Origin of the sequence: Qipengyuania sp. NPDC077410 (genome assembly GCF_044543405.1) — a bacterium.
Classification (GTDB): domain Bacteria; phylum Pseudomonadota; class Alphaproteobacteria; order Sphingomonadales; family Sphingomonadaceae; genus Qipengyuania; species Qipengyuania pacifica.
In genome coordinates this window covers 992,002-1,017,547 of record NZ_JBITWB010000001.1, presented here as the reverse complement: position 1 = coordinate 1,017,547, position 25,546 = coordinate 992,002, and the positions used below count along the sequence as shown (strand labels likewise).

At 63.3% G+C, this 25,546-nt stretch carries 25 protein-coding genes; 6 read left to right on the top strand and 19 right to left on the bottom strand.

The window, feature by feature from the left end; translation table 11 throughout:
- Positions 1-93: 93 nt before the first annotated feature.
- The 11 genes from ACIGGE_RS05005 to hisN all read right to left on the bottom strand — a co-directional run bounded on the left by ACIGGE_RS05005 (position 94) and on the right by hisN (position 10,467).
- Positions 94-849 (bottom strand): SDR family NAD(P)-dependent oxidoreductase, encoded by a 756-nt coding sequence (locus ACIGGE_RS05005; RefSeq protein ID WP_397489614.1) that lies wholly within the window; start codon positions 847-849, stop codon positions 94-96.
- A complete protein-coding gene (locus ACIGGE_RS05000; protein ID WP_397489613.1) occupies positions 846-1,829 on the bottom strand; it encodes a hypothetical protein in 984 nt (327 codons plus the stop codon). Before ACIGGE_RS05000 ends, ACIGGE_RS05005 begins: the two co-directional genes overlap by 4 nt.
- Entirely contained in the window at positions 1,826-4,216 is a 2,391-nt protein-coding gene (gene pheT / locus ACIGGE_RS04995) for a phenylalanine--tRNA ligase subunit beta (RefSeq protein WP_397489612.1), read from the bottom strand. Before pheT ends, ACIGGE_RS05000 begins: the two co-directional genes overlap by 4 nt.
- Complete coding sequence (pheS, locus tag ACIGGE_RS04990; RefSeq protein WP_196847356.1) at positions 4,213-5,334, bottom strand: phenylalanine--tRNA ligase subunit alpha; 1,122 nt, start codon at positions 5,332-5,334, stop codon at positions 4,213-4,215. Before pheS ends, pheT begins: the two co-directional genes overlap by 4 nt.
- Positions 5,335-5,437: 103 nt before the next feature.
- Entirely contained in the window at positions 5,438-6,352 is a 915-nt protein-coding gene (locus ACIGGE_RS04985; RefSeq protein ID WP_397489611.1) for a helix-turn-helix domain-containing protein, read from the bottom strand.
- A 90-nt stretch (positions 6,353-6,442) separates the two neighbouring features.
- Positions 6,443-7,315, bottom strand: a complete 873-nt coding sequence (locus ACIGGE_RS04980; RefSeq protein WP_397489610.1) for a helix-turn-helix domain-containing protein — start codon at positions 7,313-7,315, stop codon at positions 6,443-6,445.
- A 117-nt stretch (positions 7,316-7,432) separates the two neighbouring features.
- Positions 7,433-7,792, bottom strand: a complete 360-nt coding sequence (gene rplT / locus ACIGGE_RS04975) for a 50S ribosomal protein L20 (RefSeq protein WP_103024611.1) — start codon at positions 7,790-7,792, stop codon at positions 7,433-7,435.
- Positions 7,793-7,815: 23 nt separating this feature from the next.
- Positions 7,816-8,019: a 50S ribosomal protein L35 gene (gene rpmI / locus ACIGGE_RS04970; RefSeq protein WP_050601380.1), complete on the bottom strand. Its 204-nt coding sequence runs from the start codon at positions 8,017-8,019 to the stop codon at positions 7,816-7,818.
- A 118-nt stretch (positions 8,020-8,137) separates the two neighbouring features.
- Complete coding sequence (locus tag ACIGGE_RS04965) at positions 8,138-8,884, bottom strand: SDR family oxidoreductase (RefSeq protein ID WP_397489609.1); 747 nt, start codon at positions 8,882-8,884, stop codon at positions 8,138-8,140.
- 1 nt (position 8,885) lies between these two features.
- Positions 8,886-9,641 (bottom strand): SDR family NAD(P)-dependent oxidoreductase, encoded by a 756-nt coding sequence (locus ACIGGE_RS04960; RefSeq protein ID WP_397489608.1) that lies wholly within the window; start codon positions 9,639-9,641, stop codon positions 8,886-8,888.
- 25 nt (positions 9,642-9,666) lie between these two features.
- A complete protein-coding gene (hisN, locus tag ACIGGE_RS04955) occupies positions 9,667-10,467 on the bottom strand; it encodes a histidinol-phosphatase (protein ID WP_397489607.1) in 801 nt (266 codons plus the stop codon).
- Between the two features lie 156 nt (positions 10,468-10,623).
- Between hisN and ACIGGE_RS04950 the strand changes: the two genes are divergently transcribed.
- On the top strand, positions 10,624-11,583 hold the full coding sequence (locus ACIGGE_RS04950) for an AraC family transcriptional regulator (RefSeq protein ID WP_301641927.1): 960 nt from the start codon (positions 10,624-10,626) through the stop codon (positions 11,581-11,583).
- Here ACIGGE_RS04950 and ACIGGE_RS04945 read toward each other — a convergent pair.
- Both ACIGGE_RS04945 and glpX read right to left on the bottom strand, forming a co-directional pair.
- Entirely contained in the window at positions 11,564-12,499 is a 936-nt protein-coding gene (locus tag ACIGGE_RS04945) for a ribose-phosphate pyrophosphokinase (protein WP_103024616.1), read from the bottom strand. The two genes, ACIGGE_RS04950 and ACIGGE_RS04945, sit on opposite strands and share 20 nt — an antisense overlap.
- A gap of 96 nt (positions 12,500-12,595) precedes the next feature.
- Entirely contained in the window at positions 12,596-13,570 is a 975-nt protein-coding gene (glpX, locus tag ACIGGE_RS04940; protein ID WP_103024617.1) for a class II fructose-bisphosphatase, read from the bottom strand.
- 99 nt (positions 13,571-13,669) lie between these two features.
- Between glpX and ACIGGE_RS04935 the strand changes: the two genes are divergently transcribed.
- Positions 13,670-14,257, top strand: a complete 588-nt coding sequence (locus tag ACIGGE_RS04935; RefSeq protein WP_397489606.1) for a hypothetical protein — start codon at positions 13,670-13,672, stop codon at positions 14,255-14,257.
- Here ACIGGE_RS04935 and ACIGGE_RS04930 read toward each other — a convergent pair.
- Both ACIGGE_RS04930 and ACIGGE_RS04925 read right to left on the bottom strand, forming a co-directional pair.
- Positions 14,211-15,518: a homoserine dehydrogenase gene (locus ACIGGE_RS04930; protein ID WP_272020090.1), complete on the bottom strand. Its 1,308-nt coding sequence runs from the start codon at positions 15,516-15,518 to the stop codon at positions 14,211-14,213. The two genes, ACIGGE_RS04935 and ACIGGE_RS04930, sit on opposite strands and share 47 nt — an antisense overlap.
- A 72-nt stretch (positions 15,519-15,590) precedes the next feature.
- On the bottom strand, positions 15,591-16,436 hold the full coding sequence (locus tag ACIGGE_RS04925) for a hypothetical protein (protein ID WP_397489605.1): 846 nt from the start codon (positions 16,434-16,436) through the stop codon (positions 15,591-15,593).
- Between the two features lie 350 nt (positions 16,437-16,786).
- Here ACIGGE_RS04925 and ACIGGE_RS04920 point away from each other — a divergent pair, with 350 nt between their 5' ends.
- The 4 genes from ACIGGE_RS04920 to ACIGGE_RS04905 all read left to right on the top strand — a co-directional run bounded on the left by ACIGGE_RS04920 (position 16,787) and on the right by ACIGGE_RS04905 (position 19,397).
- Positions 16,787-17,452 carry a TonB family protein gene (locus ACIGGE_RS04920; protein WP_103024620.1) on the top strand — a complete coding sequence of 222 codons (666 nt, stop codon included), beginning with the start codon at positions 16,787-16,789 and terminating at the stop codon, positions 17,450-17,452.
- A 57-nt stretch (positions 17,453-17,509) separates the two neighbouring features.
- Positions 17,510-18,307 (top strand): MotA/TolQ/ExbB proton channel family protein, encoded by a 798-nt coding sequence (locus ACIGGE_RS04915; protein ID WP_103024621.1) that lies wholly within the window; start codon positions 17,510-17,512, stop codon positions 18,305-18,307.
- Between the two features lie 83 nt (positions 18,308-18,390).
- Positions 18,391-18,921 carry a biopolymer transporter ExbD gene (locus ACIGGE_RS04910; protein ID WP_173830083.1) on the top strand — a complete coding sequence of 177 codons (531 nt, stop codon included), beginning with the start codon at positions 18,391-18,393 and terminating at the stop codon, positions 18,919-18,921.
- A gap of 38 nt (positions 18,922-18,959) precedes the next feature.
- A complete protein-coding gene (locus ACIGGE_RS04905; RefSeq protein WP_103024622.1) occupies positions 18,960-19,397 on the top strand; it encodes a biopolymer transporter ExbD in 438 nt (145 codons plus the stop codon).
- A gap of 100 nt (positions 19,398-19,497) precedes the next feature.
- Here ACIGGE_RS04905 and ACIGGE_RS04900 read toward each other — a convergent pair whose 3' ends face one another.
- The 4 genes from ACIGGE_RS04900 to ACIGGE_RS04885 form a co-directional block, all read right to left on the bottom strand.
- Positions 19,498-21,966 carry a ligase-associated DNA damage response DEXH box helicase gene (locus ACIGGE_RS04900; RefSeq protein WP_397489930.1) on the bottom strand — a complete coding sequence of 823 codons (2,469 nt, stop codon included), beginning with the start codon at positions 21,964-21,966 and terminating at the stop codon, positions 19,498-19,500.
- A 63-nt stretch (positions 21,967-22,029) separates the two neighbouring features.
- Positions 22,030-22,875: a DUF2059 domain-containing protein gene (locus tag ACIGGE_RS04895; RefSeq protein WP_397489604.1), complete on the bottom strand. Its 846-nt coding sequence runs from the start codon at positions 22,873-22,875 to the stop codon at positions 22,030-22,032.
- A 28-nt stretch (positions 22,876-22,903) separates the two neighbouring features.
- Positions 22,904-24,307, bottom strand: coding sequence for a phosphoglucomutase/phosphomannomutase PgmG (gene pgmG / locus ACIGGE_RS04890; protein ID WP_397489603.1), 1,404 nt, complete (start codon positions 24,305-24,307; stop codon positions 22,904-22,906).
- 295 nt (positions 24,308-24,602) lie between these two features.
- Positions 24,603-25,412, bottom strand: coding sequence for a division plane positioning ATPase MipZ (locus ACIGGE_RS04885; RefSeq protein WP_397489602.1), 810 nt, complete (start codon positions 25,410-25,412; stop codon positions 24,603-24,605).
- Positions 25,413-25,546: the final 134 nt, after the last annotated feature.

The following is a 25,546-nucleotide window of genomic DNA, read 5'->3' as shown; positions in this document are numbered from 1 at the left end:
TCTGCTGTCGTCATCCCCGCGCAGGCGGGGATCCAGGGTCGGGCAAGCGCGGCGCTTGACGGGGTTCCCGCCTTCGCGGGACCGACGCGTTCGCTAGGGCTCCCTGGCCACCCGGAACCCTGCGAAATCCTGGTTCACCGGCATCAGTTCCAGCCGGTTGATGTTGAGATGCGGGGGCAATTGCGCGATCCACAGGATCGTATCGGCGATGTCCTGCCCGGTCATCGGATTGGCACCGCGATACAGATCGTCGCTCGCTTCCTGGCTGCCGGTGCGCACCAGCGTGAATTCGGTTTCGACCATGCCCGGCTCGATGCTGGTCACCCGCACGCCGGTGCCGTGCAGATCGGCCCGCAGCGCCAGGGTGAAATGGTTCGCGAAGGCCTTCGACCCGGCATAGACGTTGCCGCCCGGATAGATGTAACTGCCCGCAACCGAACCGATGGCGATGATCGCGCCCTTGCGCTCGATCAGCACGGGCAGCAGCTTGCGGGTCAGCACCACCATGGCCGTCACATTGGTGTCGATCATCGTCTGCCAGTCGTCGAGATTGGATTCCTGCGCGGGCGACAGGCCCTGCGCCAGCCCGGCATTGTTGACCAGCAGGTCGATCCCGGCGAAATCCTCGGGCAGAGCGGCGATCGCGGCATCCATGGCCGCTGAGTCGCGCACGTCGAAACAGGCCGGGTGGACCTTGTCCGCGCCCAGATCCGCCACCAGCGCATCGAGCCGTTCCTGCCGCCGCCCGGTCGCGACACAGCGCCAGCCGTTCGCCACCAGCGTGCGGACGGTGGCTTCGCCGATTCCGGCGGTGGCGCCGGTTACGAATGCGGTACGTGTCTGTGTCATCTTCGAACTCCTGTAGCGGCTGCCAGCAGCGCCTCGGCCCGCCACTGCGGATCCCGGAAAGCGCGCGCCTGCCAGTTCGGCAGCAACCGGTCGACCAGCAGCATCAGCGCCAGTCCTTCATCCTGCGACCACTGGCTACCGTCGCGGCGCACTTCCCGCAGCGCCGTTTCCGCATCCAGCGATCCGCCGCGTGGGCTCATATAGTGACGATAGGCGAGCCATTGACCCATGCCTTCCATCGTCAGGAAAATGTCGTCGAACGCGCGATAGAACCGCCGCTTGCCGGTGAAGAAGCGCGCCCGCCGGTCGCGCATCGCCGCCAGCGCGTCGCGCCCGATACGGCGTGCTTCCGCATCGCTGGGCGCAGCAGCGGCGGCGAACAGCAGATCGCGCTCGCGCTCATAGGCCGCGCGATAGGCTGCATCATCACCGAACCGGTTCTGCACCATGTCGTCGTTGAGGTCGTCTTCCGAAACGCCGTTCGCCCGCCCCAGCCGGTCAAGCAGCGGTCCGGCCAGTCCGCCCTGTCGCGTATGCATGATCTCGTGCAGCAGGACCCCGTCCATCAGCCCTTCCACGCCAAGCCCGCTCTGCACATTGGCGGCGCGCCATACGCTGGGCAGGCTCATCACGAAATAATCCGTCGCACTGCCGGTCGCAAAGGATACGGGCCCCAGCGGCAACTCGCGCCCGTCGGGCAGGCTGGGGCGGCCCTCATGCGGCGTGCCGACCATGCGATCGAACCGCCCCGCCGGCATGATGTAAAGGCAGCGGTCGTCCAGCGTCACCACGTCGGGCAGCGGGTCCGGATCGATGCCCAGATCGCGCTGCGCCGACACCTGCCAATTGTCCAGCGCGCCTTTCAGCCACGTCCGGTCGCCCTGCGTCATGACGCAGCCATCCTCTTGCGCCGCCGCGCCGGTGCAGGCCGTGGAAAGCAGCAGGCCAAGCGCGAGGATCGGGCTGCGCGTGCGTGTCACCCCCGCAGCTCCGCGCCCTGCTTCGCAGCAGCAGCCACGATCTTGTCGGAAATCGCCTTGATCTCCGCATCGGTGAAGCTCTTCTCGCCGGGTTTCAGCAGCACTTCTACCGCTACCGACTTTTTGCCTTCCGGCACGCCCTGCCCGGCAAACACGTCGAACACGCGCGCGGAAACGATCGCCTGCTTGTCCGCGCCCTTTACCGCGCGGACCAGATCGGCGGCGGCCAGTTCGCCCGGTACGAGGAAGGCGAAGTCGCGGCTGATCGTCTGCAAGGCGGGCGGTGCATAGGCAGCGCGCGCAAAACTCCCGCCGCCTTTCTTCGCGGGCAGCGCGTCGAGGAATATCTCGACCGCCATCACCGGACCGTCCGCGTCGAATTCCTTCAGCGTGCGCGGATGCAGCGCGCCGAACCGGGCCAGCACGTTCTTGGGGCCCAGCCGCAGCGTGGCGGACTGGCCAGGATGAAACTGGTCGCCCGCTTCACCCATCACCATCAGATTGTCGATCGGCGCGCCGGCCGCTTCGAGCAGCGCCATGGCTTCGGCCTTGGCGTCATAGGCGTCGAACGGCACGGCTTTGCCCGTGCTCCAGCCGCGCGCGGTCTTTTCGCCCGCCAGCACCACGCCAAGCGTCGGCTTCTCGTCGCTCGCGCCGTCTTTCCCGACAAAATACCGTCGCCCGATTTCGAACAGGCGCGCACCGGCAGCGCCGCGGTCGGCATTACGCTTGGCGGCAGACAGCAGCCCGGGGATGAGCGAGGGGCGCATGGCTTTCATGTCCTCGCTGATCGGGTTGTCCAGCACCCACAATTGCGCTCCGTCCGCGAAATATTCCGCGTCGGCAGTCGGCAGGAAGGACCAGGTCACCGCTTCGTTCAGCCCGCGCGCGGCAGCGGCGCGGCGGAGCTTCCGCTCGACCTGCTGCAGCGGCGTGGCGGTTGGCCGGGCCACGCCCTCGACGCGCGGCAGCGCGACGCTTTCGACCTTGTCGAGGCCGTAAATGCGGACCACTTCCTCGACCAGATCGGCGGGGCCTTCGATATCGTGGCGGCGCAGCGGGCAGGTCACCTGCCAGTCGCCTGCCACTTGGAAGTCCAGCGCTTCCAGGATAGCGCGCTGCTCGTCCTGCGGCACATCCACCCCGCCGAGCCGTGCCGTCAGGCCGGGATCGAACGCAACGACCTTCGGCTGGTTCGGCGCTTCGCCGGCGCGCACTACCTGTGTCGGTGCACCGCCGCAGGTCTGCACGATCAGGTCGGTCAGCAGCGCGAGCCCGTCGTCGAGGAACGCCGGATCGACCCCGCGTTCGAAGCGCGTGCGCGCATCGGATGCCAGACCCAGCTTGCGCCCCGTCACGCCGATACGCGTGGGATCGAAATAGGCGATTTCCAGCAGCACGTCGCTGGTATCCTCGCCCGCGCCCGAATGTTCACCGCCCATGATCCCGGCGATGTCGTGCACCCCGGCATCGTCGGCGATCACGGTCATCGTGTCGTCGAGCGTATAGGTCTTCTCGTTCAGCGCCTCGACTGTCTCGCCGTTCTTGGCGCGGCGCGCGGTCACGGCCCCGCTCAGCTTGGCAAGGTCGTAGACATGGGCCGGACGGCCGGTCGAAAGCATCAGGTAATTGGTGCAGTCCACCAGTGCGCTGATCGGGCGCTGGCCCGCAGCCTTGAGGCGGCGCTGCATCCAGTCGGGCGATGCCCCATTGGTCACGCCCCTGATGACGCGTCCGTAAAACGCGGGGCAGCCTTCGGGATCGTCGATCCGGATTTCGGTCGGGCACGCGCCCTCGCCTTCTATCGCAGGCACTTCGGGCGCCTTGAATGTGCCGAGCCCGGCTGCGGCCAGGTCGCGCGCGATACCCATCACGCCCATGCAGTCGGGCCGGTTTGGCGTGATCGCCACATCGAACACGGGCGACGCGTTGCTATATTCGGCAAAGCTGGTGCCCGTCGGCGCATCCTCGGGCAGTTCGATGATGCCGTCGTGCTCGTCGCCCAGTTCCAGTTCGCGCACGGAACACATCATGCCATTCGATTCGACGCCGCGGATCGCGCTTTTGCGCAGTTCCATCCCGTTGGCTGGGACCACAGCGCCCGGCAGGCCGAGCACGCCCTTCATCCCCGCGCGCGCATTGGGCGCACCGCAGACGACCTGCAGCGGGTCACCCTCGCCGGTATCGACACTCAACACCTGCAGCTTGTCCGCATCGGGGTGCGGCCCCGCCGTCAGCACATGCGCGACGCGGAAGCCGGCCAGCTTGTCGGCCGGGTCCTCGATACCTTCGACCTCGTGGCCGATCCGGTTGAGCGCGGACGCAATGTCGGCGACCGAAGCGTCGGTCTCGAGGTAATCCTTCAGCCATTCGAGCGAGAACTTCATGCCTTCGCTCCCACGCCTGCGGAAAGGGTCGGCTGGTCGAAGGCCGAAAAGCCGTAATGATCAAGCCATCGCTGGTCGCCGTCGAAGAAGGCGCGCAAATCGTCCATCCCGTATTTGAGCATGGCGAGCCGGTCGACGCCGAGCCCCCATGCGAAACCCTGCCATTCGTCGGGGTCGAGCCCCGCAGATTCGATCACGCGGCGATTGACCATGCCGCTGCCCAGCAGTTCCATCCAGCCATGGCCCGGCGCATCGCCGTCGCCGCCCAGAACCTTGCGGCCGTTCACGTCTTCCCAGCCCACATCGACCTCGACCGATGGTTCGGTAAAGGGGAAATAGCTGGGGCGCAGGCGCAGGACGATATCGTCGCGCTCGAAGAACGCCTTGAGGAAGGTCTCCAGCGTCCATTTCAGATGGCCCAGGTGGATGCCCTTGTCGATCACCAGCCCTTCGACCTGGTGGAACATCGGCGTGTGGGTCGCATCGCTGTCGCTGCGATAGACGCGGCCCGGCGCAATGATGCGGATCGGCGCGCCGCGCTCGACCAACGATCTGATCTGCACCGGAGATGTATGTGTTCGCAGCAGCATGCGTGTGTTCGGCGCATTATCAAACGTATGATCGACATGCTTTTGCGGGAAGTAGAACGTGTCGTGCATGGCCCGCGCGGGGTGCGTTTCGGCCATGTTGAGCGCAGTGAAATTGTGCCAGTCGTCCTCGACTTCCGGCCCTGTCGCGACGGAAAAGCCAAGGTCTGCAAAGATTTCCGCCAGCTCGTCCATCACCTGGCTGACCGGGTGGACCGAACCCCTGGGCGCTTCCGGCGCCGGCAGCGTCAGGTCGATGCTCTCGCCCGCAAGCCGCGCTTCAAGCTCTGCATTTTCAAGCACTTCCTTGCGCGCAGCGATCGCATCGGCAGTCTCCGTGCGCAGTCCGTTGAGCAGCGGCCCCTGCACCTGCCGCTCTTCCGGCGACATCCCGCCCAGCGTCTTCATCAGGCCCGAAATCGACCCCTGCTTGCCGAGAAATTCGATCCGCAGTGCTTCGAGCGCCGCTGCATCGGGAGCGTTTTCGATCCGCGTCAGCGCATCGGTCTTGAGTTGGTCGAGGTCGGTCATCTGATCCGCTTGGAACTGTAGGAATTGTCTCTGCGCAGCCCCTAGCCGCATGTGCACAAATGCTAAAGCCCCGTTTCCCGCCGACCGGCGGCGCGCGCCCGCATCACCCCTTCGGGCCGTTCGTCTTCACCTGTGCCGCGGGGCTGTGCAGCACCTGCATCGCTTCGCCCGCGACCGCCATACGTGCATGCGCCGCCGCGGCCAGGATCGGGTGCGGCAACCGGGCGTATTCGCTCGGCGACATAGTCATGAAGCGCTTGAAATCGCGCACGAAATGCGCCTGATCGTGATAATGCGTGTCGAGCGTGTCGATCCATTTGAGCGAAGGGTCGAGCATGAATTTCGCCAGGCTGCGGATGAAGCGCTGACGGCGCAGCAGCAACTGCGGGCTGAAGCCGAACACGCGGCCGCAGAACCGCTCCATCGTGCGCATTCCCATCCCCAGCGCCCCCGCAAGCTCTGCCACGCTGTGCATGTGCGGATCGACCAGAGCCTGCTCGCAGCGCAGTATTTTCGCCTCATGCGCCGCCGGCTCCGCGAAAATTCCCGCGAGGTGACGCAGGAGGGCGTCCCGCTCCGCCACGAGATCGCGGCCCTTCTCCGGGACACAATCGCACAGGGCCCGCAGCCGGGACAGGGCCGGGTCGGTGTCGACATCGGCATGGCGGTCGGCATAGTCGCTTGCAGGGGCAGATGTCAGCCGCACCCAGCCGAGCGGCATCAGGCCGATTCCCCATGACCTGCCATTGGCGGCGCGGAACCGCGTGGTAACACTCGTCGGTCCGGTCAGCAGGGCACGTGGCATTCGCTCGAGCGGACCGCCGCCCAGTGCCGCTTCGACGTTCCGATCGGGAATGATGCGCAGATTGGCCCATTCGGGGTGCAGCCAGTCCTCGACAGGTTCCTGCCGGCATCCGGATACCTCCAGATGATAGAGGGTGGTGACATAGGGCTTCAGCCCTGGCGGCGGCAGGAAGAACCGCAGGGAAATCGCATCGAGCGCGCCTCCTTTACTCATCGCCATTCTGCCCGGCCAATAGCCTGTATCACTTGCGCCCCCGCACACATTCTAGTTGTCCCCTTGGCAATTCCAGACCCGCAGCCAAAGCTATCGGGGCTTGTCGAGCGTCTGCACCGGCGACCCCCAGACCTTCTTTCGTTCCGCCATGAAGGCACTCAGCACAGGGTGCGGCTTTGCGGCATATTCGCTCGGCGCGCACTGCATGAAAGCATGGAACTCGTGCACGAAATGCGACTGGTCGTGATAATGCCGGTCGATCACGCGCGACCAGTTCGCCCGCGGCTCCAGCATGAAGGCGGCGAGGCTGCGCATCAGTCTTTGCCGCCGTAGCAGCAGGCGCGGCGAAAAGCCGAAATGCCGCAGGCAGATCCTCTCCAGCGTCCGCTTCGAAAGACCGCATTTCTGGGCCAGCTCTTCGACCTGAACGATATACGGATCCACCATGGCTTCGTGTATGCGCTGAATACGGGCGCAGTCCCGCGGTGGATCGGCCAGATTTCGAAAGAAGTCGGTCAGCCATTCGAACTGCTCTTCGTCCGAATGGTCCGGCGTACACAGCTTTTCGCATAAGGGAACGAACGGGGCGAAGGCAGGGCTGCGTTCACCATCGACGACGGTATTGGCATGTTCGCTTGCGTCGAGCCCGACAAAGCGCGCCCAGCCGAGGGGAAACAGTCCGATGCCCCACATGCGGGTACGACCGATGGTAAAGTGCGTCGGGCACGAACTCGGGCCGGTTGCCTGAAAGCGCATGCCTTCCACCCGCGAACCATCGGTAAAATCGGCCGCCGGGGGATTACCGGCAAAGAAGCGCAAATTGGCCCATTCCGGCTGCAGCCAATCTTCCAGGATCTCGCCTTCGGGTAAATCGACCTCGACGCGATAGAAGCTGGTGAAGCACGGAGCGAGGTCGGCAGGCGGCGCAAAAAAGCGCACGTCGATAGCTTTATGTGCAGTCAATCTCCCCCTCCCCTCCACGCCAGAAGTATAGCCGGTTGTAGGCGAGCGACAAGGCGCACACGAAAAAGGGCGCCCCTTGCGGAGCGCCCTTTCGAAAAGTCGTTTGGGGCAAGGACCTTAGGCGGGAAGCGCCTTCTTGGCCTGCTCGATAATCGCCTTGAAGGCCGCGCCTTCGTTCATGGCGAGGTCTGCCATTACCTTGCGATCCAGCTCGATGCCGGCCAGCTTGGTACCGTGCATGAACTGCGAATAGGTCAGGCCTTCGGCGCGAACTGCCGCGTTGATACGCTGGATCCACAGAGCGCGGAAATTCCGCTTCTTGATCTTGCGGTCGCGGTAAGCGTACTGGCCGGCCTTTTCGACCGCCTGACGGGCGATGCGGATGGTGTTCTTGCGACGGCCGCGATAGCCCTTCGCCTGATCGAGGATCCGCTTGTGCTTCTGGCGCGTGGTGACGCCGCGTTTAATGCGAGGCATTTCGTATTCTCCTTAAATCGCGCTCAGTCGAGGCCGTAGGGGGCCCACTTTTTCACCGTACGGCTGTCGGCTTCCGACAGGACGGTGGTGCCGCGGTTCTGGCGAATATACTTCGCATTGTGGCTGATCAGGCGGTGGCGCTTGCCGGCGACACCATGCTTAACCTTGCCGGTTGCGGTGATCTTGAAGCGCTTCTTCACACCGCTTTTGGTCTTCAGCTTGGGCATTTTCATCTCCTTTACAGAGACACGTCGCGCCAGCCCTGGCAGCCCTTACGGCCAGACCGGCGGTGAATCACGTGTCGGTGAAGGGCGCGCGTCTAGCGATTCTGCGGGCAAAAGCAAGTCAGAAGTGGGTCAGGTAGCCCCCGTCGACCGCCAATGTGTGCCCGGTGATGTAACTCGCTTCGGGGGATGCGAGAAACGCCACTGCCCCGCCGATCTCGCCCGGATCGCCCCACCGGCCCAGCGATGTCCGCCGCTCCAGATGCTGCGCAATGCCCGGATCGGTGGACATTTCCTCGTTCGCCTCGGTCGCGAAATAGCCGGGCGCCACCGCATTGACGGTAATGCCGGTGCTGCCAAGCTCTGCCGCGAAAGCTCTCGTCAGGGCGGCAAGCCCGCCCTTGCTGGCGGTATATAGGACATCGCCGCGGGCTATTTCGGCAGCGATGGAGGTTATGTTGACAATCCGCCCATAGCCGCGCGCTTCCATCAACGGAACAGCCCGCCGCGCGAGATCGAAGGGAGCGACAAGGTTGGTCGCCAGCATGGCGGCCATGTCCCCTCGCCGCAGCTGCGCAAGCGAACGCCGATCACGCTGGCCGACATTGTTTACGAGGATGTCGAGCCCGTCTTCGGCCAGTGCTTCGAAGGCCGCTGCGGTCGCGTCGTCATCGCCGATGTCGAATGCCAGCACGCGCGCATCGCTGCCGATCCGGTCGGCCGCGTCGCCCAGCGCAGCCCTGTCACGACCATTCAGCCAGACGCTCGCCCCGGCACGCACCAGGCGTTGCGCGATCGCAAACCCCAGCCCGCGCGCAGCCCCGGTGACAAGCGCTATGCGCCCCTCCAGTGAACCCTCCGTACTCATGTCAGTGCTCGTAGATCATCTTGACCGTCATGCCACCGTCGATGTTGAGATGCTGCCCCGTCACGAAGCCGGCCTCATGCAGATAGGCGACCGCCTGGGCAATGTCTTCGGGGCGTCCGATCCGCCCTGCAGGATGCTGATCGCGATCTTTTGCACGGTGATCCGGATTGCTGCGCTGGCCCGTCTTCTGCCACGGCCCCGTTTCGATCCAGCCCGGACGTATCGCATTGACGCGGATCTTGGGGCCCAGGGACACGGCAAGCGAATGGGTCAGTGCATCGAGACCGCCCTTTGCCGCAGCATAGGCAAAGGTGTCCGGTTCGCTCATCACCGCACGGGTGGATGACATGTTCACAATGCTGGCGGTTTGCGCGCGCCGCAGAAGCGGGAGGGCCGATCGGGTCACGAGAAACGCGGCCGTCAGGCTGGCATCTACCCACGCCTGCCAGTCCTTCAGCGCCAGCTTTTCCAGCGGCCCTGCATAGGGATCGGCAATGCCGGAATTGTTCACTACGCAGTCTAGCGGATCGCCGTCCAACCAGTCTTCCACGCGCTCGAAAGCGCTCGCAACGGCGCCTTCCCTGCCGATATCGGCTGTCAGGAACAACGCCGTTTCGCGCGGCAGAGCATCGCGCAGTTCCGCCAGCGCCTCCGCGTCCCGGTCCAGCCCGATGACGCGCCAGTCGAGGCCGTGAAAATGCATGGCGATGGCGCGGCCAATGCCATTGCCTGCGCCGGTTATCAGTATCGTTCGCATGCAGCGCAAACGAGAACGGGGTCGATCAGTGCCCGTGATCGTGCGCCGAAGAACCGCCCATCGCTTCCAGCACATCGTCGAGGCGGGCCGCATCGCCGAGGGCGATCACGCGGCCGTCGCTTCCCGCGTCCAGCGGGTTGCCCTGCCAGTCGCTCATCACTCCACCGGCGCCTTCCACCACGGGGACGAGCGCGGCGAAATCATACAGCTTGAGCCCGGCTTCGATGACCACATCGACATGGCCGCTCGCGACCAACCCGTAATTGTAGCAATCGCCGCCATAAATAATCTTCCGTTCGGCCACCGCCTTGGCGACGCCCATGAATGCATCGACGTCGCCGCCGGAAAACTGATGCGGGCTGGTGGTCCCTAGCACCGCGTCGGAAAGGTCCTTGCATGGTGTGGCGCGCACGGGCTTCCCGTTGAAGGTCGTCCCTTCGCCGATCTGCCCGACCCACCGTTCCCGCGCGATGGGTTGATCGATCACGCCCAGCACCGGCCAGCCATCCTGCACCAGGGCAATCAGCGTGCCGAAGATCGGGCGCCCGGCGATGAAGCTGGTCGTTCCATCGATCGGATCGAGAACCCACTGCCGTGCGGCACCTTCGTTGCGTGTGCCATATTCCTCGCCGATGATCCCATCGTCTGAACGCTCGCTTTCGAGGATCGATCGCATCGCCGCTTCGGCTGCACGGTCGGCTTCGGTCACGAAGCTCTGGTCTGGTTTACGCTCCTGCGACCATTCGCCGCGAAAGAGGGGCCGGATGGCTTCCCCTGCGGCATCGGCGAGACGATTGGCGAGCGCGAGATCGGAATTTCTTTGCATTTGAACCCATTTGGCTCAATGCTCGGCCCGGTCAAGACGACACATAGTGACAATGTCATGCCCTTCGGGTCGCATCGAAGGGGGAAATGATCCGCATTGTCAGAAGAAAAACCACAACGATCCGGCAAGGATCGGGGCGACCAGACATGGCAGGGAATGACGTCCGCGACCGGCTCGACCCCCGGCGGGATGCCGCTCGCCTATAATCGCGCGCCTTGCGATACACTCAAGCCCTGGGTCACGCGATTGGGCGTCACTTCGGTAAACCTGCCGGAGGGAAAGACGATCGAATGCGGCACGTTCGGCGAACAGCCGATCCTGAGAATGATCTTCGGCTCCCAGTGGTCTGCGCACACAGCCGAAGGCTTGCAGACATTCAGTCCGGGCGAACGGGGCCTGGCACTCTATTTCGGGCCCTGCACAAAGATGATGCGGCTTACCGCGCATGGGTCCTTCAAGGTAGTCACCGTCAATTTCGCGCCCGGTGGCACGCTCGGGCTCGACCTGCCGTCCGTCGAAGAGACGATCGACCGCATCCTTCCTTTCGACCCCTTCGATCGTGCCGCCCGCCCGCACGAAGCCTACATACCCCGCGACGATGCCAAGGCGTGGCTGGAGGCAGCCGAAACGCAATTATTGACGTCCTTCTCAGCGGCTTCCCCGAAACGACCCCACGATCTTCTCGCGGAATTCGAACGGCTGTGCCTGACCGATCCGGGCGCATCGATCGCCGAATTTGCGCATGACAGGGGTATCGCGAGACGGACGCTCGAACGCGTGATCCGCAAGAGTTGGGGGGTCACCCCGCATTTCGCCATGCGCCGGGCGCGGGCGCTCGACATGGCGGCGGCGCTGCTCGAAGTTGCGCTTGAAGAGGACGAGCCGGAAATGCGCCTGCGCTATTTCGACCAGTCCCATGTGACGCGCGAATTGCGCAGCCTGCTGGATACCACGCCCGGGCGCCTCCAGAGGGGAAGCCATCCGCTGCTGCGGATTACCATGGAAATCCGCCAGTCGCGCAGGGTCGAAATTCTGGCTGGAGGTACCAGCGAAAATCCCCGACCCTGGCGCGATCCGAATGCCGAACCGCGCAGCGTCAATCGAACAGAGAGCTGACCGAACTTTCGTCTGCGATGCGGCGAACGGCCTCGCCGATCAGCGGGGCGATGGTCAGGATGCGGATGCGCTGCGAATCCTTGGCATCATCCGTCGGACGGATCGAATCGGTAATGACCAGTTCTTCCAGCGCCGACCCGTCGACGCGGGCAACCGCACCGCCGGACAGCACCCCATGGGTGATGTAGGCAGTCACGCTCTTCGCGCCCTGATCGAGCAGAGCCTGCGCGGCGTTGCAGAGGGTCCCGCCCGAATCGATGATGTCGTCGATAAGGATACAGTGGCGGCCCGACACGTCGCCGATGATGTTCATCACCTCGCTCTCGCCAGGACGGTCACGGCGCTTGTCGACGATGGCCAGCGGCGCGTTGTCGAGCCGCTTGGCCAGCGCACGGGCGCGCACCACACCGCCCACGTCGGGCGACACGACCATCAGGTCCTGATCGCCATACCGCGCCTGAATGTCCGCGGCCATGACGGGCGCGGCGAACAGATTGTCGGTCGGGATGTCGAAGAAACCCTGGATCTGGCCAGCGTGCAAATCGACTGCAAGAACGCGATCGGCGCCTGCCTCGGTGATCAGGTTCGCAACCAGCTTGGCTGAAATCGGGGTCCGTGGCCCCGGTTTCCGGTCCTGCCGGGCGTAGCCGAAATAGGGCACGACCGCCGTGATACGCCGCGCCGATGCCCGCTTGAGCGCATCGATGCAGATCAGCAGTTCCATAAGGTTGTCGTTCGCCGGATAGCTCGTCGACTGGACGACGAACACGTCTTCCCCGCGTACGTTCTCGTGGATTTCGACGAAGATTTCCTCGTCGGCGAAGCGGCGCACCTGCGCATCGACAAGCGGCATTTCGAGATAGGCTGCGATCGCACGCGCGAGCGGCAGGTTCGAATTGGCGGCCATGATCTTCATGCGGCGAATCCTTGGGAAAGCTGGCTGAGCGCCCCGCCTAGCCGAGCGTCATGGATATGCAACATGTCAGACGGGCATTTCCCCGCCCGGCGCAGCTTATTTTGCCCGGTGCTCGCCCTTGATCCAGCGCACCGTGCCGGAACTGGCCCGCATCACGACGCTTTCGGTCGTCATGCGGCCGTCACGCAGATATTTCACGCCTTCTAGCAGCGAACCGGAGGTGACTCCGGTAGCGGCAAAGATGCAATCGCCCTTCACCAGCTCGTCACGGGTGTAGATCCGGTCGAGATCGTCGATCCCCCACTTGGCGGCGCGTGCCTTCTCATCATCGTTGCGGAAAACGAGGCGACCGTTGAACTGGCCACCCACGCAGCGCAGGGCCGCAGCGGCCAGCACGCCTTCCGGCGCACCGCCCTGGCCCATGTACATATCGATGGTCGTATCTTCGTCTGTAACCGCGATCACGCCGGCGACATCGCCATCGCCGATCAGCACCACGCCGCAGCCGAGGTCGCGCAGTTCCGCGATGAGATCGGAATGGCGCGGACGATCGAGCACGCAGACGATGATGTCGCCGGGCTCGACACCCTTGGCCGCGGCAACGGCCTTCACGTTTTCGGTCGGCGATTTTGCCAGGTCAATGATTCCCTCGGGATAGCCGGGACCGACGGCCAGCTTGTCCATGTAGACGTCGGGCGCATTGAGCAGGCACCCTTCTTCCGCCGCTGCCAGCACCGCCAGCGCGTTGGGACCGGCCTTGGCGGTAATCGTCGTGCCTTCCAGCGGGTCGAGCGCAATATCGATCTTGGGACCCTTGCCCTGCGCCCCGCCGACCTTTTCGCCGATGAAGAGCATGGGCGCCTCGTCGCGTTCGCCTTCGCCGATGACGACCGTGCCGTCCATGTAGAGTGTGTCGAAGGCCTTGCGCATTGCTTCCACGGCGGCGGCATCGGCAGCCTTCTCGTCGCCGCGGCCGATGAGCCTCGAGGCGGCCACCGCCGCAGCTTCGGTCACGCGGACCATTTCGAGGACGAGGACGCGATCGAGCGGGTTGTCGGCAGGCGAGTTCATAATGGGTTCAGTCCTCGGAAAGCTGGTAGGGCTATGGATGGGCAATCCACCCGCTGGCAAGAATTCGTATGCGCGGCCGGATAGACAGGGAGCTTTGCATTGTCGAGACACTGGCGCGTCGGGCCATTCATCGTGCTGGGTCTTTTACTGCCCGCCCCGCTTGCCGCGCAGGACGAATCCGGAGAGACAATCGACATTCTCGTCCCTCCCGAAGATTACCTTCCTCCCTCCGAAGATTGCAGTGCGGAGGAGGAGGCCGCGTCGATCTCGGGCGAGATCATCGTGTGCCGCAGGCGATCGGACGGCGGTGAATACGGCTACGACAAGGAACGGGCCGAACGCGAATATGCTGCCAAGACCATGAACAAGGGTGACCTGCGTACTCCCAATGTCGATGGGCCAGGCATCTTCCAGGGGCCCGCGACGATTGGCGGCGTCTGCGGCATCGGCCTCAACCCTTGTCCGCCCCCGCCTGCCTATCTCATCGACTTCTCGACGCTGCCCGAAGCCCCGCCGGGATCGGATGCAGACCGGATTTCGCGCGGATTGCCGCCCCTGGGCCGCGGTGCCGCAACCACCGAAGCGGAAAGCGCCGCGCGGGCAAAGCAGCTCGGCCTACCCCCCGTGCCAGGCAGCAGTGTCAGTCCTTCAGAATCGGCATCACCAGAGGCGGAGCCGTCAGACTAGGCGATCCCTCCAGCAGCTCGAGCGCCTTGGTGACGCAACGCTCGGGTCCTTCGTGCGTGACCATCGCCACCAGCACTTCGCCGCCTTCGTGGTCACGCCCGCGCTGGATCAGGCTCTCGATCGATACTTCCGCATCGCGCATCGCCGCGGTAATCTCGGCCAGCACGCCGGGCCGGTCGGTGACGGTAAAGCGGATATAGTCGCGCCCGATGCGATTGCCCGGATCGGCGGGCGGGAATGTCTCCAGCTCCTCCACCGGGACGGAAAACGGCGCGCCCAGATCTCCCCGCGCAATGTCGATCAGATCGGCGACGACCGCGCTGGCGGTCGGCCCGGCACCGGCACCGGCGCCCTGAAACAGCAGACGGCCCGAGAAATTACCTTCCGCCACCACGGCATTGGTCGGGCCCGTCACGGCGGCAAGCGGATGGCCGCGGGCCACCAGGCACGGGCGAACCCGTTGCAGCAAGGCCGGCGTGCCGTCGCTTTCGTCGATGGAAGCGATGCCGACCAGCCGGACGACATAGCCCAGCGTCCCGGCCTGGGTGATGTCCGCCGCGCGCACTTCGCCGATACCGGTAGCATCGACATTGGCGAAATCGACCCGCGCGCCAAAGCCGATGGCCGACAGGATGGCCAGCTTGTGGGCGGCATCCACACCTTCGATGTCGAATGTGGGGTCGGCCTCGGCAAAACCCTTCGCCTGCGCTTCCGCCAGCATGGCGTCGAAGTCGGCGCCCGTCCGCTCCATTTCCGACAGGATGTAATTGCAGGTGCCGTTGAGAATACCGTAGATTCGCTCGATACGGTTAGCCGCCGCTCCTTCGCGCAGGCCCTTCACCACCGGTATGCCGCCCGCAACCGCGGCCTCGAATTTCAGCGGCACGCCGCGCAGGGCGGCCTGTTCCGCCAGCGACAGGCCGTGATGCGCGATCATCGCCTTGTTCGCCGTTACGAAAGCTTTGCCCTCGTCCAGCGCCGCCCGCGCCAGCGTCAGCGCAGGTCCGTCCGAGCCACCGACCAGTTCGAGCACGACATCCACATCCGCCCGGGCAGCCATCGCCTGCATGTCATCGACCCAGGCGAAAGGCGAAAGGTCCACGCCGCGGTCGCGCGTGCGGTCGCGGGCGTTGACCGCAACGATCTGAAGCGCACGCCCCGCACGGCGTTCGATCGTCGAACGATTGGTTTCGAGCAGCTCGATCACGCCGGTGCCGACAGTGCCGAGCCCGGCGAGGGCTATGCGTAAAGGATCAGACATGCCCGACCGCCTAGCGCAGCATGCCGGTCAGTTGGAACCAGTTTGTCTTGGAAAGGGTGAAGCCGGGCCTGTTCAGCCGCGGGTCCGCTCACATCTCCCGAGCGCCTGACGCACCAGCGCATAATCCGCCGCCGCAATTTCCCGCGACCGCGGGTCCTGCGACAGATTGGCATTGGTCGGCAGGGTCTCCGGCAGTGCGCAGGCCAGCTGGTACCATTCCAGCGTATTGCGCTGCGGGGCGGTCGCGGACTGATCGACGATCTCGGTCCACGACACACCCCAGCGCGGCTCCTGACCCGGGCGGCGCACGATCGTCACCGATACCGGACCGTCGTTCTCCGTATCGAGGAACAGCTGCGTTTCCGATTCCCCCACCAGCGTGCCCTGCACCGCCAGCGCGTCGCGGATCCCCGTTACTTTCGGCGGGGCATCCTGCGACAGCAGGGACGACAGCACCGGCCGGAGCCGGGTCTCGAACGCCTCGCTGTAAGGGAACTGGGCCTGCGGATCGATCAGCTGGATCTGGTCGGCATGTCCCGGCACGGGCCGCGCGAACAGAATGACATCCTGCTTCTTCAGCTTGGGCGCCTTGCCTTTCGACGTCATGGGCACGTCGACCAGATAGCGCAAAGACTCGCCTACCGGAGTCGTGCCCGCGATCAGCGCAGACGTGCGCGCCTCGACGTAAAGCCTTACGAAACCCGGGGCGAGACCCGGGGAGCGTTCCCGCTCGACAGTAGCCTGATTGCGGATCTCCGCGCGCACCACCAGGGGAGCCGTGTCGGCCAGATCGACCAGATCGGCATAGGTCAGCGCCGGTGCCGTCGCCGCCGCCTGCTGAGCGCCCGCTGCGGATGGCACCATCGCCAGCGCCGCACAGGCGAGGAGCAGGCGTGAAGGCACTCGGGAATTCGACATGGGCAAGAATCTTTCTTTTGATGCGTCGGTGCTCGCGATTCGGAAAACCACCGGGGCCATTCAGGGTTCCTTCCCGGGAAGCACTGAATCCGCGGTTAACCGATAAAGCGTTTGCGGAGGGGGGGCTCCTTGGGTAAGGATCGCGCCGGACCCGAGTAAATGATACATTGTTGCTTGGGGGGAGGCGTCCGGGTTCTTATCGGGAACTTCGGTGCGTCTTTGCCGCTTGGCATTTCGTGCCCAGGTGGCGCAAACGCCTTAACGGCACCCATTTCTTGCCATTCAGGCGGGTCGCAATGGGTGTCAATCTGCCCCGGGTTACCGGGGCGCCGATGGAGTGATGCAACCGAATGGCTTATGCTGACCAACAGATGAGCGGCAATCGCGTCGTCGCGATCATCATTGTTGCCCTCATCCATATCGCTCTCGGTTACGCCCTCATCACCGGCCTCGCATATAATGCGGTCCAGCAGGTGGTCGAGCGTGTGACTACGATCGATATCGAGGAACCCCCGCCGCCCGAAGAAGAACCGCCGCCGCCGCCGCCGGAAGATATTCCGGATACGCCGCCGCCGCCGGTCGCACCGCCGCCGCCGATCAATATCGCGCCGGCTCCGCCTCCGATCCGGACGCAACAGACGATTCCGCCGCCGGCACCCCCGCGGCTCGTCATTCCGCCGCCGGCACCCCCAGCACCGCCGCCACCGCCGGCCGTTGACCGGACTTCCGGTGCTACCCCACGGGGTCAGTCTGGTTGGGCGCGCCGCATTCAGAGCAACTACCCTCGTCGTGCCGAACGTGAAGGCACCGAAGGCTCTGTGGGCGTAACAGTGACCATCAGCCCTGATGGCCGCGTATCATCCTGCAGTGTTTCGCGTTCGAGCGGATCGAGTGATCTCGATGCGGCAGCGTGTGACGGGATGACGCGTTATGCTCGTTACAACCCCGCCACCAATGCGGCAGGCGATCCCGTGCAGGACACGGTATCGACCACCATCGTCTATCAGCTGAATTAATTATCCCGCGCCTGCTGCGGCGGGCGGATATCGGAATTTTCAAAAGGATTATTCGTTATGACCTTCGAACTTCTTGCAGCTGCGGGTGAAGCAGCGCCGCAGAACTCCTTTGGCTTCATGGAAGCCATGGAACAGGGCGGCATCATTGCCTGGTCGATCCTCGCCGTTCTGGTGATCATGTCGGTCGGCTCGTTCTACATTCTCTTCACCAAGCTGCTCGAACAGCGCAAGGTGATGAGCCAGTATAAGGCCGTGCGCACGAACTTCTGGAAGGCCAACAGCCTTCGTGACGGCGCTACCAAGCTCGACAAGAACAGCGCATGGCGCCAGCTCGTCGACGATGCGATCCTCGCAGAAGATCAGCACGCCAAGATGACCGACAAGCTCGAAGCCCACGACTGGATGCACGGCTCGCTCGCGCGTTCGGAAGACACCATCAACTCCAAGCTTGCTGGCGGCCTGCCGTTCCTCGCAACGGTCGGTGCAACCGCACCGTTCGTCGGACTGCTCGGTACGGTTATCGGTATCTACCGCGCCCTGATCAACATCGGCATCGCCGGTTCGGCTTCGATCGACAAGGTCGCAGGCCCGGTTGGTGAAGCACTGATCATGACCGCCATCGGTCTTCTGGTCGCGGTTCCGGCCGTGTTCGCCTACAACTGGCTCCAGGGTCGTAACAAGCGCATCGCTGAAATGCTCGGCGCCTTCACGACCGACCTGCTCGCCTACATCAACTCGAACGGCACGGTGAAGCCGGCTGCCCTGACCGCTACGTCGACGCAGCAGGCCGCCAAGGCTGCTCGTACGGCACCGGCAGGCGCGACCACCACGACCACGACTACGGTCAAGAAGTAATCGATCGGAACCCGGGGGCGGCTTCGGCCGTCCCCGACACCCTCGCATCGAACCCAAGAATTTCGAACGTTAGGAACTGAACCATGGCGATTTCGACAGGAGGTGGCGGCAATGCGCCCATGTCGGACATCAACACCACGCCACTCGTGGACGTAATGCTGGTGCTTCTGATCATCTTCCTCATCGCGGTTCCGGTCGCGATCCAGACCATCGAGAAGCTGGAAATTCCGGTTTTCGAATCGGTCGAATCTCAGGACAAGGTCGAAAACCTTCTCCTGACCGTCAGCACCAGTGACGATAACGGTGTTAGCGCCGGCGAACCCGGCTTCCAGGGCGCATCGCGCAATGGCGAATGCCGGGTATATTTCAACAACACCACCGCGGTGACGTCGGAAGAACTGTACGATCGGGCCTTTGAACGCCTCGACAACATCGTGCAGCGCGCCGGCGGTCCCGAAGTGATCATGAACGACCCGGAAAAGATTCCGCAGGTCCATATTCGTGGTGACGTCAATGCTCCGTGGTCGTGCGTTGCAGGTGCCATCTACAACGTCCAGGCGGCGGGTTATCCCACCGTCGGCTTCATCTCGAACCCGGTCGACCCCAACGGTTGATCGTGCGTTTCGCCAAGCAGATTAGGGAGTAATCCACTATGGCAATGTCAGGCGGTAGCGATGATGGCGCCCCGATGATGGAAATGAACATGACGCCGTTGATCGACGTCCTGCTCGTTCTCCTCATCATGTTCATCATCACCATCCCGGTCGCAACCCACTCGGTTGACATCGACCTTCCGGCACCCAGCCAAACCCCGCCCGACGTCACTGTCGAGCCGGACAAGAACAAGCTGGTGCTGACGGCAACCGACGAAATCCTGTGGAACGGCAATTCCATCGATCAGGGCCAGCTGCGTACGCTGCTCGATCAGTCGACACAGATGGCTGTCGAACCGGAACTGCAGTTCGAACCCGAACCGCTCGCCAGCTATGACCTTTCCGCAAAGGTCCTGCAGCTGATCAAGGTGAGCGGCGTGACCAAGTTCGGCTTCGTCGGCAACGAACGTTACAGGACATTCGGCAAGGCCGGTTGATCCTGCGGAACGTCGATGGAATACTGGGAAAGGGGCGGAGCGATCCGCCTCTTTCTTTTTATGCGGTGCCGAACATTGGCTGGCATTCACCCAATGCCGCTCAGTCGGCAGGCAAATCCACCTCGTCCACCCGCATGGCTGCACCGGCAAGGCTTTCCGCCTCCAGTAGCAGCTCGTCGTCGACCGAACCCTGCGGCGTCGCCTCGCGGCCGATCATGACCATGACCGGCACTGCAAGCGGGCTCACCCGGTCGAGCTCGACATGCACGAGCTGTTCGGCGGAACGGTCCAGCAGATCACCCAGTCGCCCGACATCTGTCAGCCGGGTTCGCGCATCCGCCCACGCCGCTTCGAGAAGAACGTGGTCCGGCTCGTATTTGCGTAGGACGTCGTAGATCAGGTCGGTCGAGAAGGTAACCTGCTTGCCGGTCTTGCGCTTTCCCGGATGCTGGCGCTCCACCAGCCCGCCGATAACGGCAACCTCACGAAACGCGCGGCGCAGCAGGTGCGAATTCTGCACCCATTCGATGAATTCATCCTGCAGGATGTCGGGCGACAGCAAGGGGGCCGGATCCTGCACTGGCTTCAGGCCCCATACGGCGAGCGAATAATCGTTTGCCACGAACCCGCCCGGCATCAGGCCCCGGTCTTCCATTCGCCGCGTGATCAGCATTCCCAGGCTCTGGTTCGCGTTCCAGCCTTCGAAAGTGTAATAGACACTGTAATGGCGCTTTGCGTGGGGGAAGCTTTCCACCAGCAACTGGCCCGGCCCGGGCATCTGGGAGCGCCAATCCTGCACTTCCAGCCATTCGCGTACGTCGTCGGGAAAGCGCGCCCAGCCGGCCCGATCGACAAGCATCGTGCGCACCCGGTCGGCAAGATGCGTCGTCAGCGGCAGCCGCGCGCCGCCGTAGCTGGGGATCATGGCGCTGGCCTTGGCCGCCTTCACGACGACTTCCATGTCCTGCACCTTGATCACCTCGAGGCTCATCCCCGCAAATGCGAAGGTATCGCCGGGACTTAGCGAGGCGGCAAAGCGCTCCTCGACCTTGCCAAGCGACCGTCCTCCGCGCCCTCGCCCCGCGCTAATGCGTACATCGAGCATTTCCGCATCGATAATGATCCCGGCGTTCATGCGGTGGCGCTGTGCCTGCTCGGGATGGCTCAGGCGCCAGACGCCGTCTGCGTCGCGCACGATGCGTTTGAACTTGTCGTAGGCCTTCAGGGCATATCCGCCGGTTTCCACGAAAGAGAGGACACGCTCCCAGATCTCTTCGTCCAGCCAGGCATAGGACAGGCTCGAGCGGACTTCCGCCAGCAGCTCGGCTTCCTGGAACGGTGCTGCGCAGGCGCAGGCCATCACGTGCTGGGCCAGCACGTCGAGCCCGCCGGGCCTGAATTCCTCGCCGTCGCGTTTGCCCTCGTCGACCGCCTCCTTCGCGGCCGTTGCCTCGAGGAATTCGAACCGGTTGCCCGGCACGAGCAAGGCGCGACTGGGCTGATCGAGCCTGTGGTTGGCCCGCCCGATGCGTTGCAGCAGGCGCGATGATCCCTTCGGGGCCCCCATCTGCACCACCAGATCGATATCGCCCCAGTCGACCCCCAGATCGAGGCTGGCGGTCGCCACCAGCGCGCGCAGTTCGCCCCGCGCCATCGCTCCCTCCACCTTTCGCCGCGCTTCCTTGCTCAGCGAGCCATGATGGACGCCGATCGGTAGGTTTTCCTCATTCACATCCCACAAATTCTGGAAGATGTACTCGGCGAGGAACCGCGTGTTGGTGAAGATCAGCGTTGTTCTGTTGGCCCTGATCTGCTCGTATAGCTGCGGTATGGCCCAGGTCGCCGCATGCCCGCCCCAAGGCACGCGCTCCTCGTCCGGCAGCAGAATCTCGACCTCCGCCCGCGCCCCGGCCTCGCCTTCGACCAACCGGACAGTGTCGATATCCCCCCACGGCGCCAGCCATTCGCGAAACCCTTCCGGATTGGCCAACGTTGCCGACAGCGCCGCTCGCCGCATGCCCGGCGCAATCGCCTGTAGCCGCGCCAGCGCCAAGGCGAGCAGATCGCCCCGCTTGCCCGTCGCGAACGCATGTACTTCATCAATCACCACCCGCTTCAGCCCCTGGAACAGTTCGAAACTGTCGGGATAGGAAAGCAGTAGCGACAGGCTTTCCGGTGTCGTCAGCAGGACATGCGGTGGCCGTGTCCGCTGGCGCTTCTTGCGGTCGGAAGGTGTATCTCCGCTACGGGTTTCGACCCGGATCGGCAGGTCGAGCTCTTCGATCGGCGTCAGAAGATTGCGCTGCACGTCATGTGCCAATGCCTTGAGCGGGGACACATAAAGGGTGTGCAAACCCTCGGGTGGCTTATCACCATCGAGGCGCGAGGGCGTGAAATCGGCCAGCGTCGGGATAAAACCCGCGAGTGTTTTCCCAGCCCCGGTGTCGGCCACCAGCAAGGCGTGCCGGTCGGCATCGCTGGCGCCCAGCATATCAATCTGATGGCGCCTGACACGCCAGCCGCGTCCGGCAAACCAACGTTCCAGTTCTGGTGGCACAACGGACTGCATCACGACAGAAGCGATGGAGCCGTGGGTTCGGTTCCGCCCCCGCGCAGTTGCCGCGTGTCCACTCTACATTTCTGGGTCGAGGGCCGTTTCATCCATAGGCTTGGGCGGCTTTACGATTTCGCCCAAGCTATCCGCATCCACACCCAGAAGTTCAGCCAGCCGGCTCCGTTCGGCGGAGGTAAGATCCGCATACGCACGTTCGGCGGGGAGCGAACCCATCGCTTCTTTCATCGACGATTCCATGTCTCCGAATCCGCTCATCATGGCGGGCAATGCCTGCATGCTGGCCTGCATCACCTGTGGATCGGAGAACAACGCCATCGATTCTTTCGCATAAACGGCGCCGGTAGGTGTGGCGAAAAATGCAGAAATGTCGTTCAACTGGTTCTCGTCGAACCGCACGGCATAGGCTTTGGAAAGGCCGTCCCGCATCGGACCTTCCATCGCTGAGAACATGCCACCCATCTTGCCGGTCAGGACGTCCAAGATGACATCGACGCGCTGATCATACGCAGGGTCGAGCATGGACAGTATCTCGACCTGCTCAGTCTCGCCAAGCTGCGCGATCGCCTCCTGTTCGACCTCGAGCCGTGAGGCCAGGATGAATTCCGGTGTCGCGAACATGGAGACCATCGGACGCACCATCTTGTCCATCATGTCGCCCATCATCTTGCCATAGAAGCCTTCGGGCATCATTTGGCCAACGACTGCCTCTGCCATGGGCAGCCGCGATTGCTGCTCTGAAGTTAGGGGCTCGGTTTGAAAGAGGCCGGCCATCAGACCCGCGAATTCTTCCATCCTCTCAGGCGTTGCACTTGCGGACTCCTCGCTGTCCACATCTTGCGCAAACAGCGGGTTCGAAGCAGCAAGTGCTGCGATCGCTATCATTGTCCTGACCAATTTTCGCATCACTTCCCTCCCTGATGTTACCGCTGGATCAATGGCCGGCCTGTGGCCCCCGCTGAAGACCGGACGCTTCAAGCTGCGCATCGATCTGTGCAACAAGTCGGTCCAGGCCTTCCTGGCTTTCGCTTTCGGCGCGAGCGACAAGGACATCCTGCGTGTTCGAAGCCCGTAGCAGCCACCAGCCATCGTCGGTCGTTACCCGCACACCATCGGTGGTGTCGGCAACCGCATCGCTCGCAGCGATCCTACCGGCGATCTCTTCGATCGCAGCGAACTTGCGGCTCTCATCGACCTGAAACCGCATTTCAGGCGTGTTGACCATAGGCGGCATCGCTCCGCGCAACTGGGTAACCGATCGGCCAAGCCGCGCTGCCGCGGTCATCAGTCGGACACCCGCATAGAGTGCATCGTCATACCCGTAATACTCGTCCGCGAAGAAGACATGCCCGCTCATTTCGCCTGCGAGCGGCGAACCTGTTTCCTTCATCTTGGATTTTATCAGAGAATGGCCGGTCTTCCACATTACGGGATTGCCGCCATGTGTTGCCACGTGATCGAACAGCGCTCGGCTGGCCTTCACATCGGCAATGATCGTCGCGCCCTTCTTCCGTGCCAGCAGGTCTTCCGCGTAGATCATGAGCAATTGATCGCCCCAGATTACGCGCCCCTCGCCATCGATTGCACCGATGCGATCTCCATCCCCATCGAACGCCACACCAAAATCGAGCGACTTGTCGGCGACAAGCTTTCGCAGGTCCTCGAGATTTTCCTCTACCGTCGGGTCGGGGTGGTGATTGGGGAAATTCCCATCGATCTCGGTAAACAAGAGGTGATGTTCGCCCGGAAGCCGCGCCGTCAGTTTTTCAAGAGCGGGGCCGGCAGCGCCATTGCCTGCGTCCCACCCGACCTTGAGACTGTCCAGCACACCTGGTTCAACGCCGTTGAGTGCCTCGATCATACGTTCGATATACGCGTCGATTACGTCGCGACTTTCAACTTCGCCCGATCCGTCGGCCCATTCGCCTTCTGCGCCGCGGCGGCCCAGCTCCTGGATATCTGCGCCGAAGAACGGCCGACCCTGGAACACCATTTTGAAACCGTTGTAATTTGCCGGGTTGTGGCTGCCGGTGATCTGAATGCCGCCATCGACATCATCGGCGGAAGCTTCCGCATAATATAGCATCGGTGTCGGCCCCATGCCGATCCGGATGACGTCCATGCCCGATGCGGTCAGTCCCTCGATCAAAGCGTGTTCGAGCAAAGGCGAACTGACCCGACCATCATATCCGACGGCAACCTTGCTCCCACCCGCCTCAGCAAGCATGGTTGCAAACCCGCGGCCGATTGCCCGCGCATCGTCCGGGCCCAAGGTCTCCCCGATAATGCCGCGAATGTCATACTCGCGCAGAACGGTGGGATCGAAAGCATGGCTCATTCTGGACGCTCCGGTTTTTCGTGAATTGTGTCACTTAGCAATAAGTCGCGGGCAGCGTTGAGTTCCTGCATTGCCGCGTTCGAACCGCCTCTGTCGGGATGTATCATGGCAGTTCTGCGACGATGCGCCTCGCGTATTTCGCGGCGATCGGCCCCCACACCTACGCCCAGGAGCGAACGCGCTTTTTCTAGACCCAGCTGATTGGCTGGCTTTGTTTGGAGGTATTCCCATGGCCATTTTCCGAATATCCAGCGACACGCAACCGAGAGCAGCACCAGAAGCGCTATGAGCCGGATCACTGCGTGTCGCCTTCGGAATTTTCGTTGCCGCTACCCGGTAAACGCAGGCTCGCGACAAGGCCGCGTAGCTCTTGCCGTGCAACAAGGTGGCTGGTGCCAAGATCGCCCAGCTGTCCCTTGTCCAGCAAGGTCAATCCAGAGGGGAAGAGCTCACGATAAACGACGCGTTCTGACAGTCCCTTGGCCACGCGAAAACCAACACGTTTCGCCATTTCGCCCAGGGCCTGTTCGATACGGGCCATATTGCGCGCTTCGGTATAACCCGTGCGGTTTCGGACAACGACCCAGTCCATTTGCGCGCGCTGTTGTTCGATCGAGGTCCTGCTGCGCTTCAGCCGCGCTTCCCAGATCAGTTCGGCATAGAAGGACAGCTTCTTTACCTTGAAACTCTCCCCTTCGACCTGACCTATGAGATCGAAATCGACGAAACTGTCGTTCATTGGGGTGACTAGCGTGTCGGCAGTGGTCGCGGAATGCCGAGCGAGCGGGTCGTCACGCCCCGGCGTATCGATGACGATAAAGTCCGCACCGGCCGCCTGCTTTTCGATCAAGGCTTCCATGGCGCCTTCGTCCATATCTTCGACGACATGACAGCGAGCTGTCGGCAGAGTGATCGAACGACGGCGCATCGTTTCTGCGCGATTTTCGAGATAGCGATGCATCGTCCGCTGCCGATGATCGAGATCGAAAGTGACGACATTGGCGCCCTGAAACGCGAGGGCGACGGCGACATGCACTGCTGTCGTCGATTTGCCCGTTCCGCCTTTTTCATTGGCGAAGACAATGCGATGAGGTTGCGAAACCATCAGGAATAAGCTGGAAAAATCATGCTGCGCAATTCCCTATCCGCCCCATCACGTGGCGGCAACGCGCCTAGTGCCCGGAAGGCGTTTTTTTCCAGAATGACGCATCCCTACTAGCGCAATGCCGATCATTTGAT

Bases quoted from the DNA above. Each gene is read 5' to 3' on its own strand.
- ACIGGE_RS04945 (WP_103024616.1), bottom strand. From the start codon at position 12,499: ATGAAGATCATGGCCGCCAATTCGAACCTGCCGCTCGCGCGTGCGATC.
- ACIGGE_RS05005 (WP_397489614.1), bottom strand. From the start codon at position 849: ATGACACAGACACGTACCGCATTCGTAACCGGCGCCACCGCCGGAATC.
- rpmI (WP_050601380.1), bottom strand. From the start codon at position 8,019: ATGCCCAAGCTGAAGACCAAAAGCGGTGTGAAGAAGCGCTTCAAGATC.
- hisN (WP_397489607.1), bottom strand. From the start codon at position 10,467: ATGCAAAGAAATTCCGATCTCGCGCTCGCCAATCGTCTCGCCGATGCC.
- pheT (WP_397489612.1), bottom strand. From the start codon at position 4,216: ATGAAGTTCTCGCTCGAATGGCTGAAGGATTACCTCGAGACCGACGCT.
- ACIGGE_RS04905 (WP_103024622.1), top strand. From the start codon at position 18,960: ATGGCAATGTCAGGCGGTAGCGATGATGGCGCCCCGATGATGGAAATG.
- ACIGGE_RS04930 (WP_272020090.1), bottom strand. From the start codon at position 15,518: ATGTCTGATCCTTTACGCATAGCCCTCGCCGGGCTCGGCACTGTCGGC.
- ACIGGE_RS04915 (WP_103024621.1), top strand. From the start codon at position 17,510: ATGACCTTCGAACTTCTTGCAGCTGCGGGTGAAGCAGCGCCGCAGAAC.
- ACIGGE_RS04965 (WP_397489609.1), bottom strand. From the start codon at position 8,884: ATGAGTACGGAGGGTTCACTGGAGGGGCGCATAGCGCTTGTCACCGGG.
- pheS (WP_196847356.1), bottom strand. From the start codon at position 5,334: ATGACCGACCTCGACCAACTCAAGACCGATGCGCTGACGCGGATCGAA.
- ACIGGE_RS04900 (WP_397489930.1), bottom strand. From the start codon at position 21,966: ATGCAGTCCGTTGTGCCACCAGAACTGGAACGTTGGTTTGCCGGACGC.
- ACIGGE_RS04885 (WP_397489602.1), bottom strand. From the start codon at position 25,412: ATGGTTTCGCAACCTCATCGCATTGTCTTCGCCAATGAAAAAGGCGGA.
- ACIGGE_RS04910 (WP_173830083.1), top strand. From the start codon at position 18,391: ATGGCGATTTCGACAGGAGGTGGCGGCAATGCGCCCATGTCGGACATC.
- ACIGGE_RS04960 (WP_397489608.1), bottom strand. From the start codon at position 9,641: ATGCGAACGATACTGATAACCGGCGCAGGCAATGGCATTGGCCGCGCC.
- ACIGGE_RS04925 (WP_397489605.1), bottom strand. From the start codon at position 16,436: ATGTCGAATTCCCGAGTGCCTTCACGCCTGCTCCTCGCCTGTGCGGCG.
- ACIGGE_RS04985 (WP_397489611.1), bottom strand. From the start codon at position 6,352: ATGAGTAAAGGAGGCGCGCTCGATGCGATTTCCCTGCGGTTCTTCCTG.
- glpX (WP_103024617.1), bottom strand. From the start codon at position 13,570: ATGAACTCGCCTGCCGACAACCCGCTCGATCGCGTCCTCGTCCTCGAA.
- pgmG (WP_397489603.1), bottom strand. From the start codon at position 24,307: ATGAGCCATGCTTTCGATCCCACCGTTCTGCGCGAGTATGACATTCGC.
- ACIGGE_RS04950 (WP_301641927.1), top strand. From the start codon at position 10,624: ATGACGTCCGCGACCGGCTCGACCCCCGGCGGGATGCCGCTCGCCTAT.
- rplT (WP_103024611.1), bottom strand. From the start codon at position 7,792: ATGCCTCGCATTAAACGCGGCGTCACCACGCGCCAGAAGCACAAGCGG.
- ACIGGE_RS04895 (WP_397489604.1), bottom strand. From the start codon at position 22,875: ATGCGAAAATTGGTCAGGACAATGATAGCGATCGCAGCACTTGCTGCT.
- ACIGGE_RS04920 (WP_103024620.1), top strand. From the start codon at position 16,787: ATGGCTTATGCTGACCAACAGATGAGCGGCAATCGCGTCGTCGCGATC.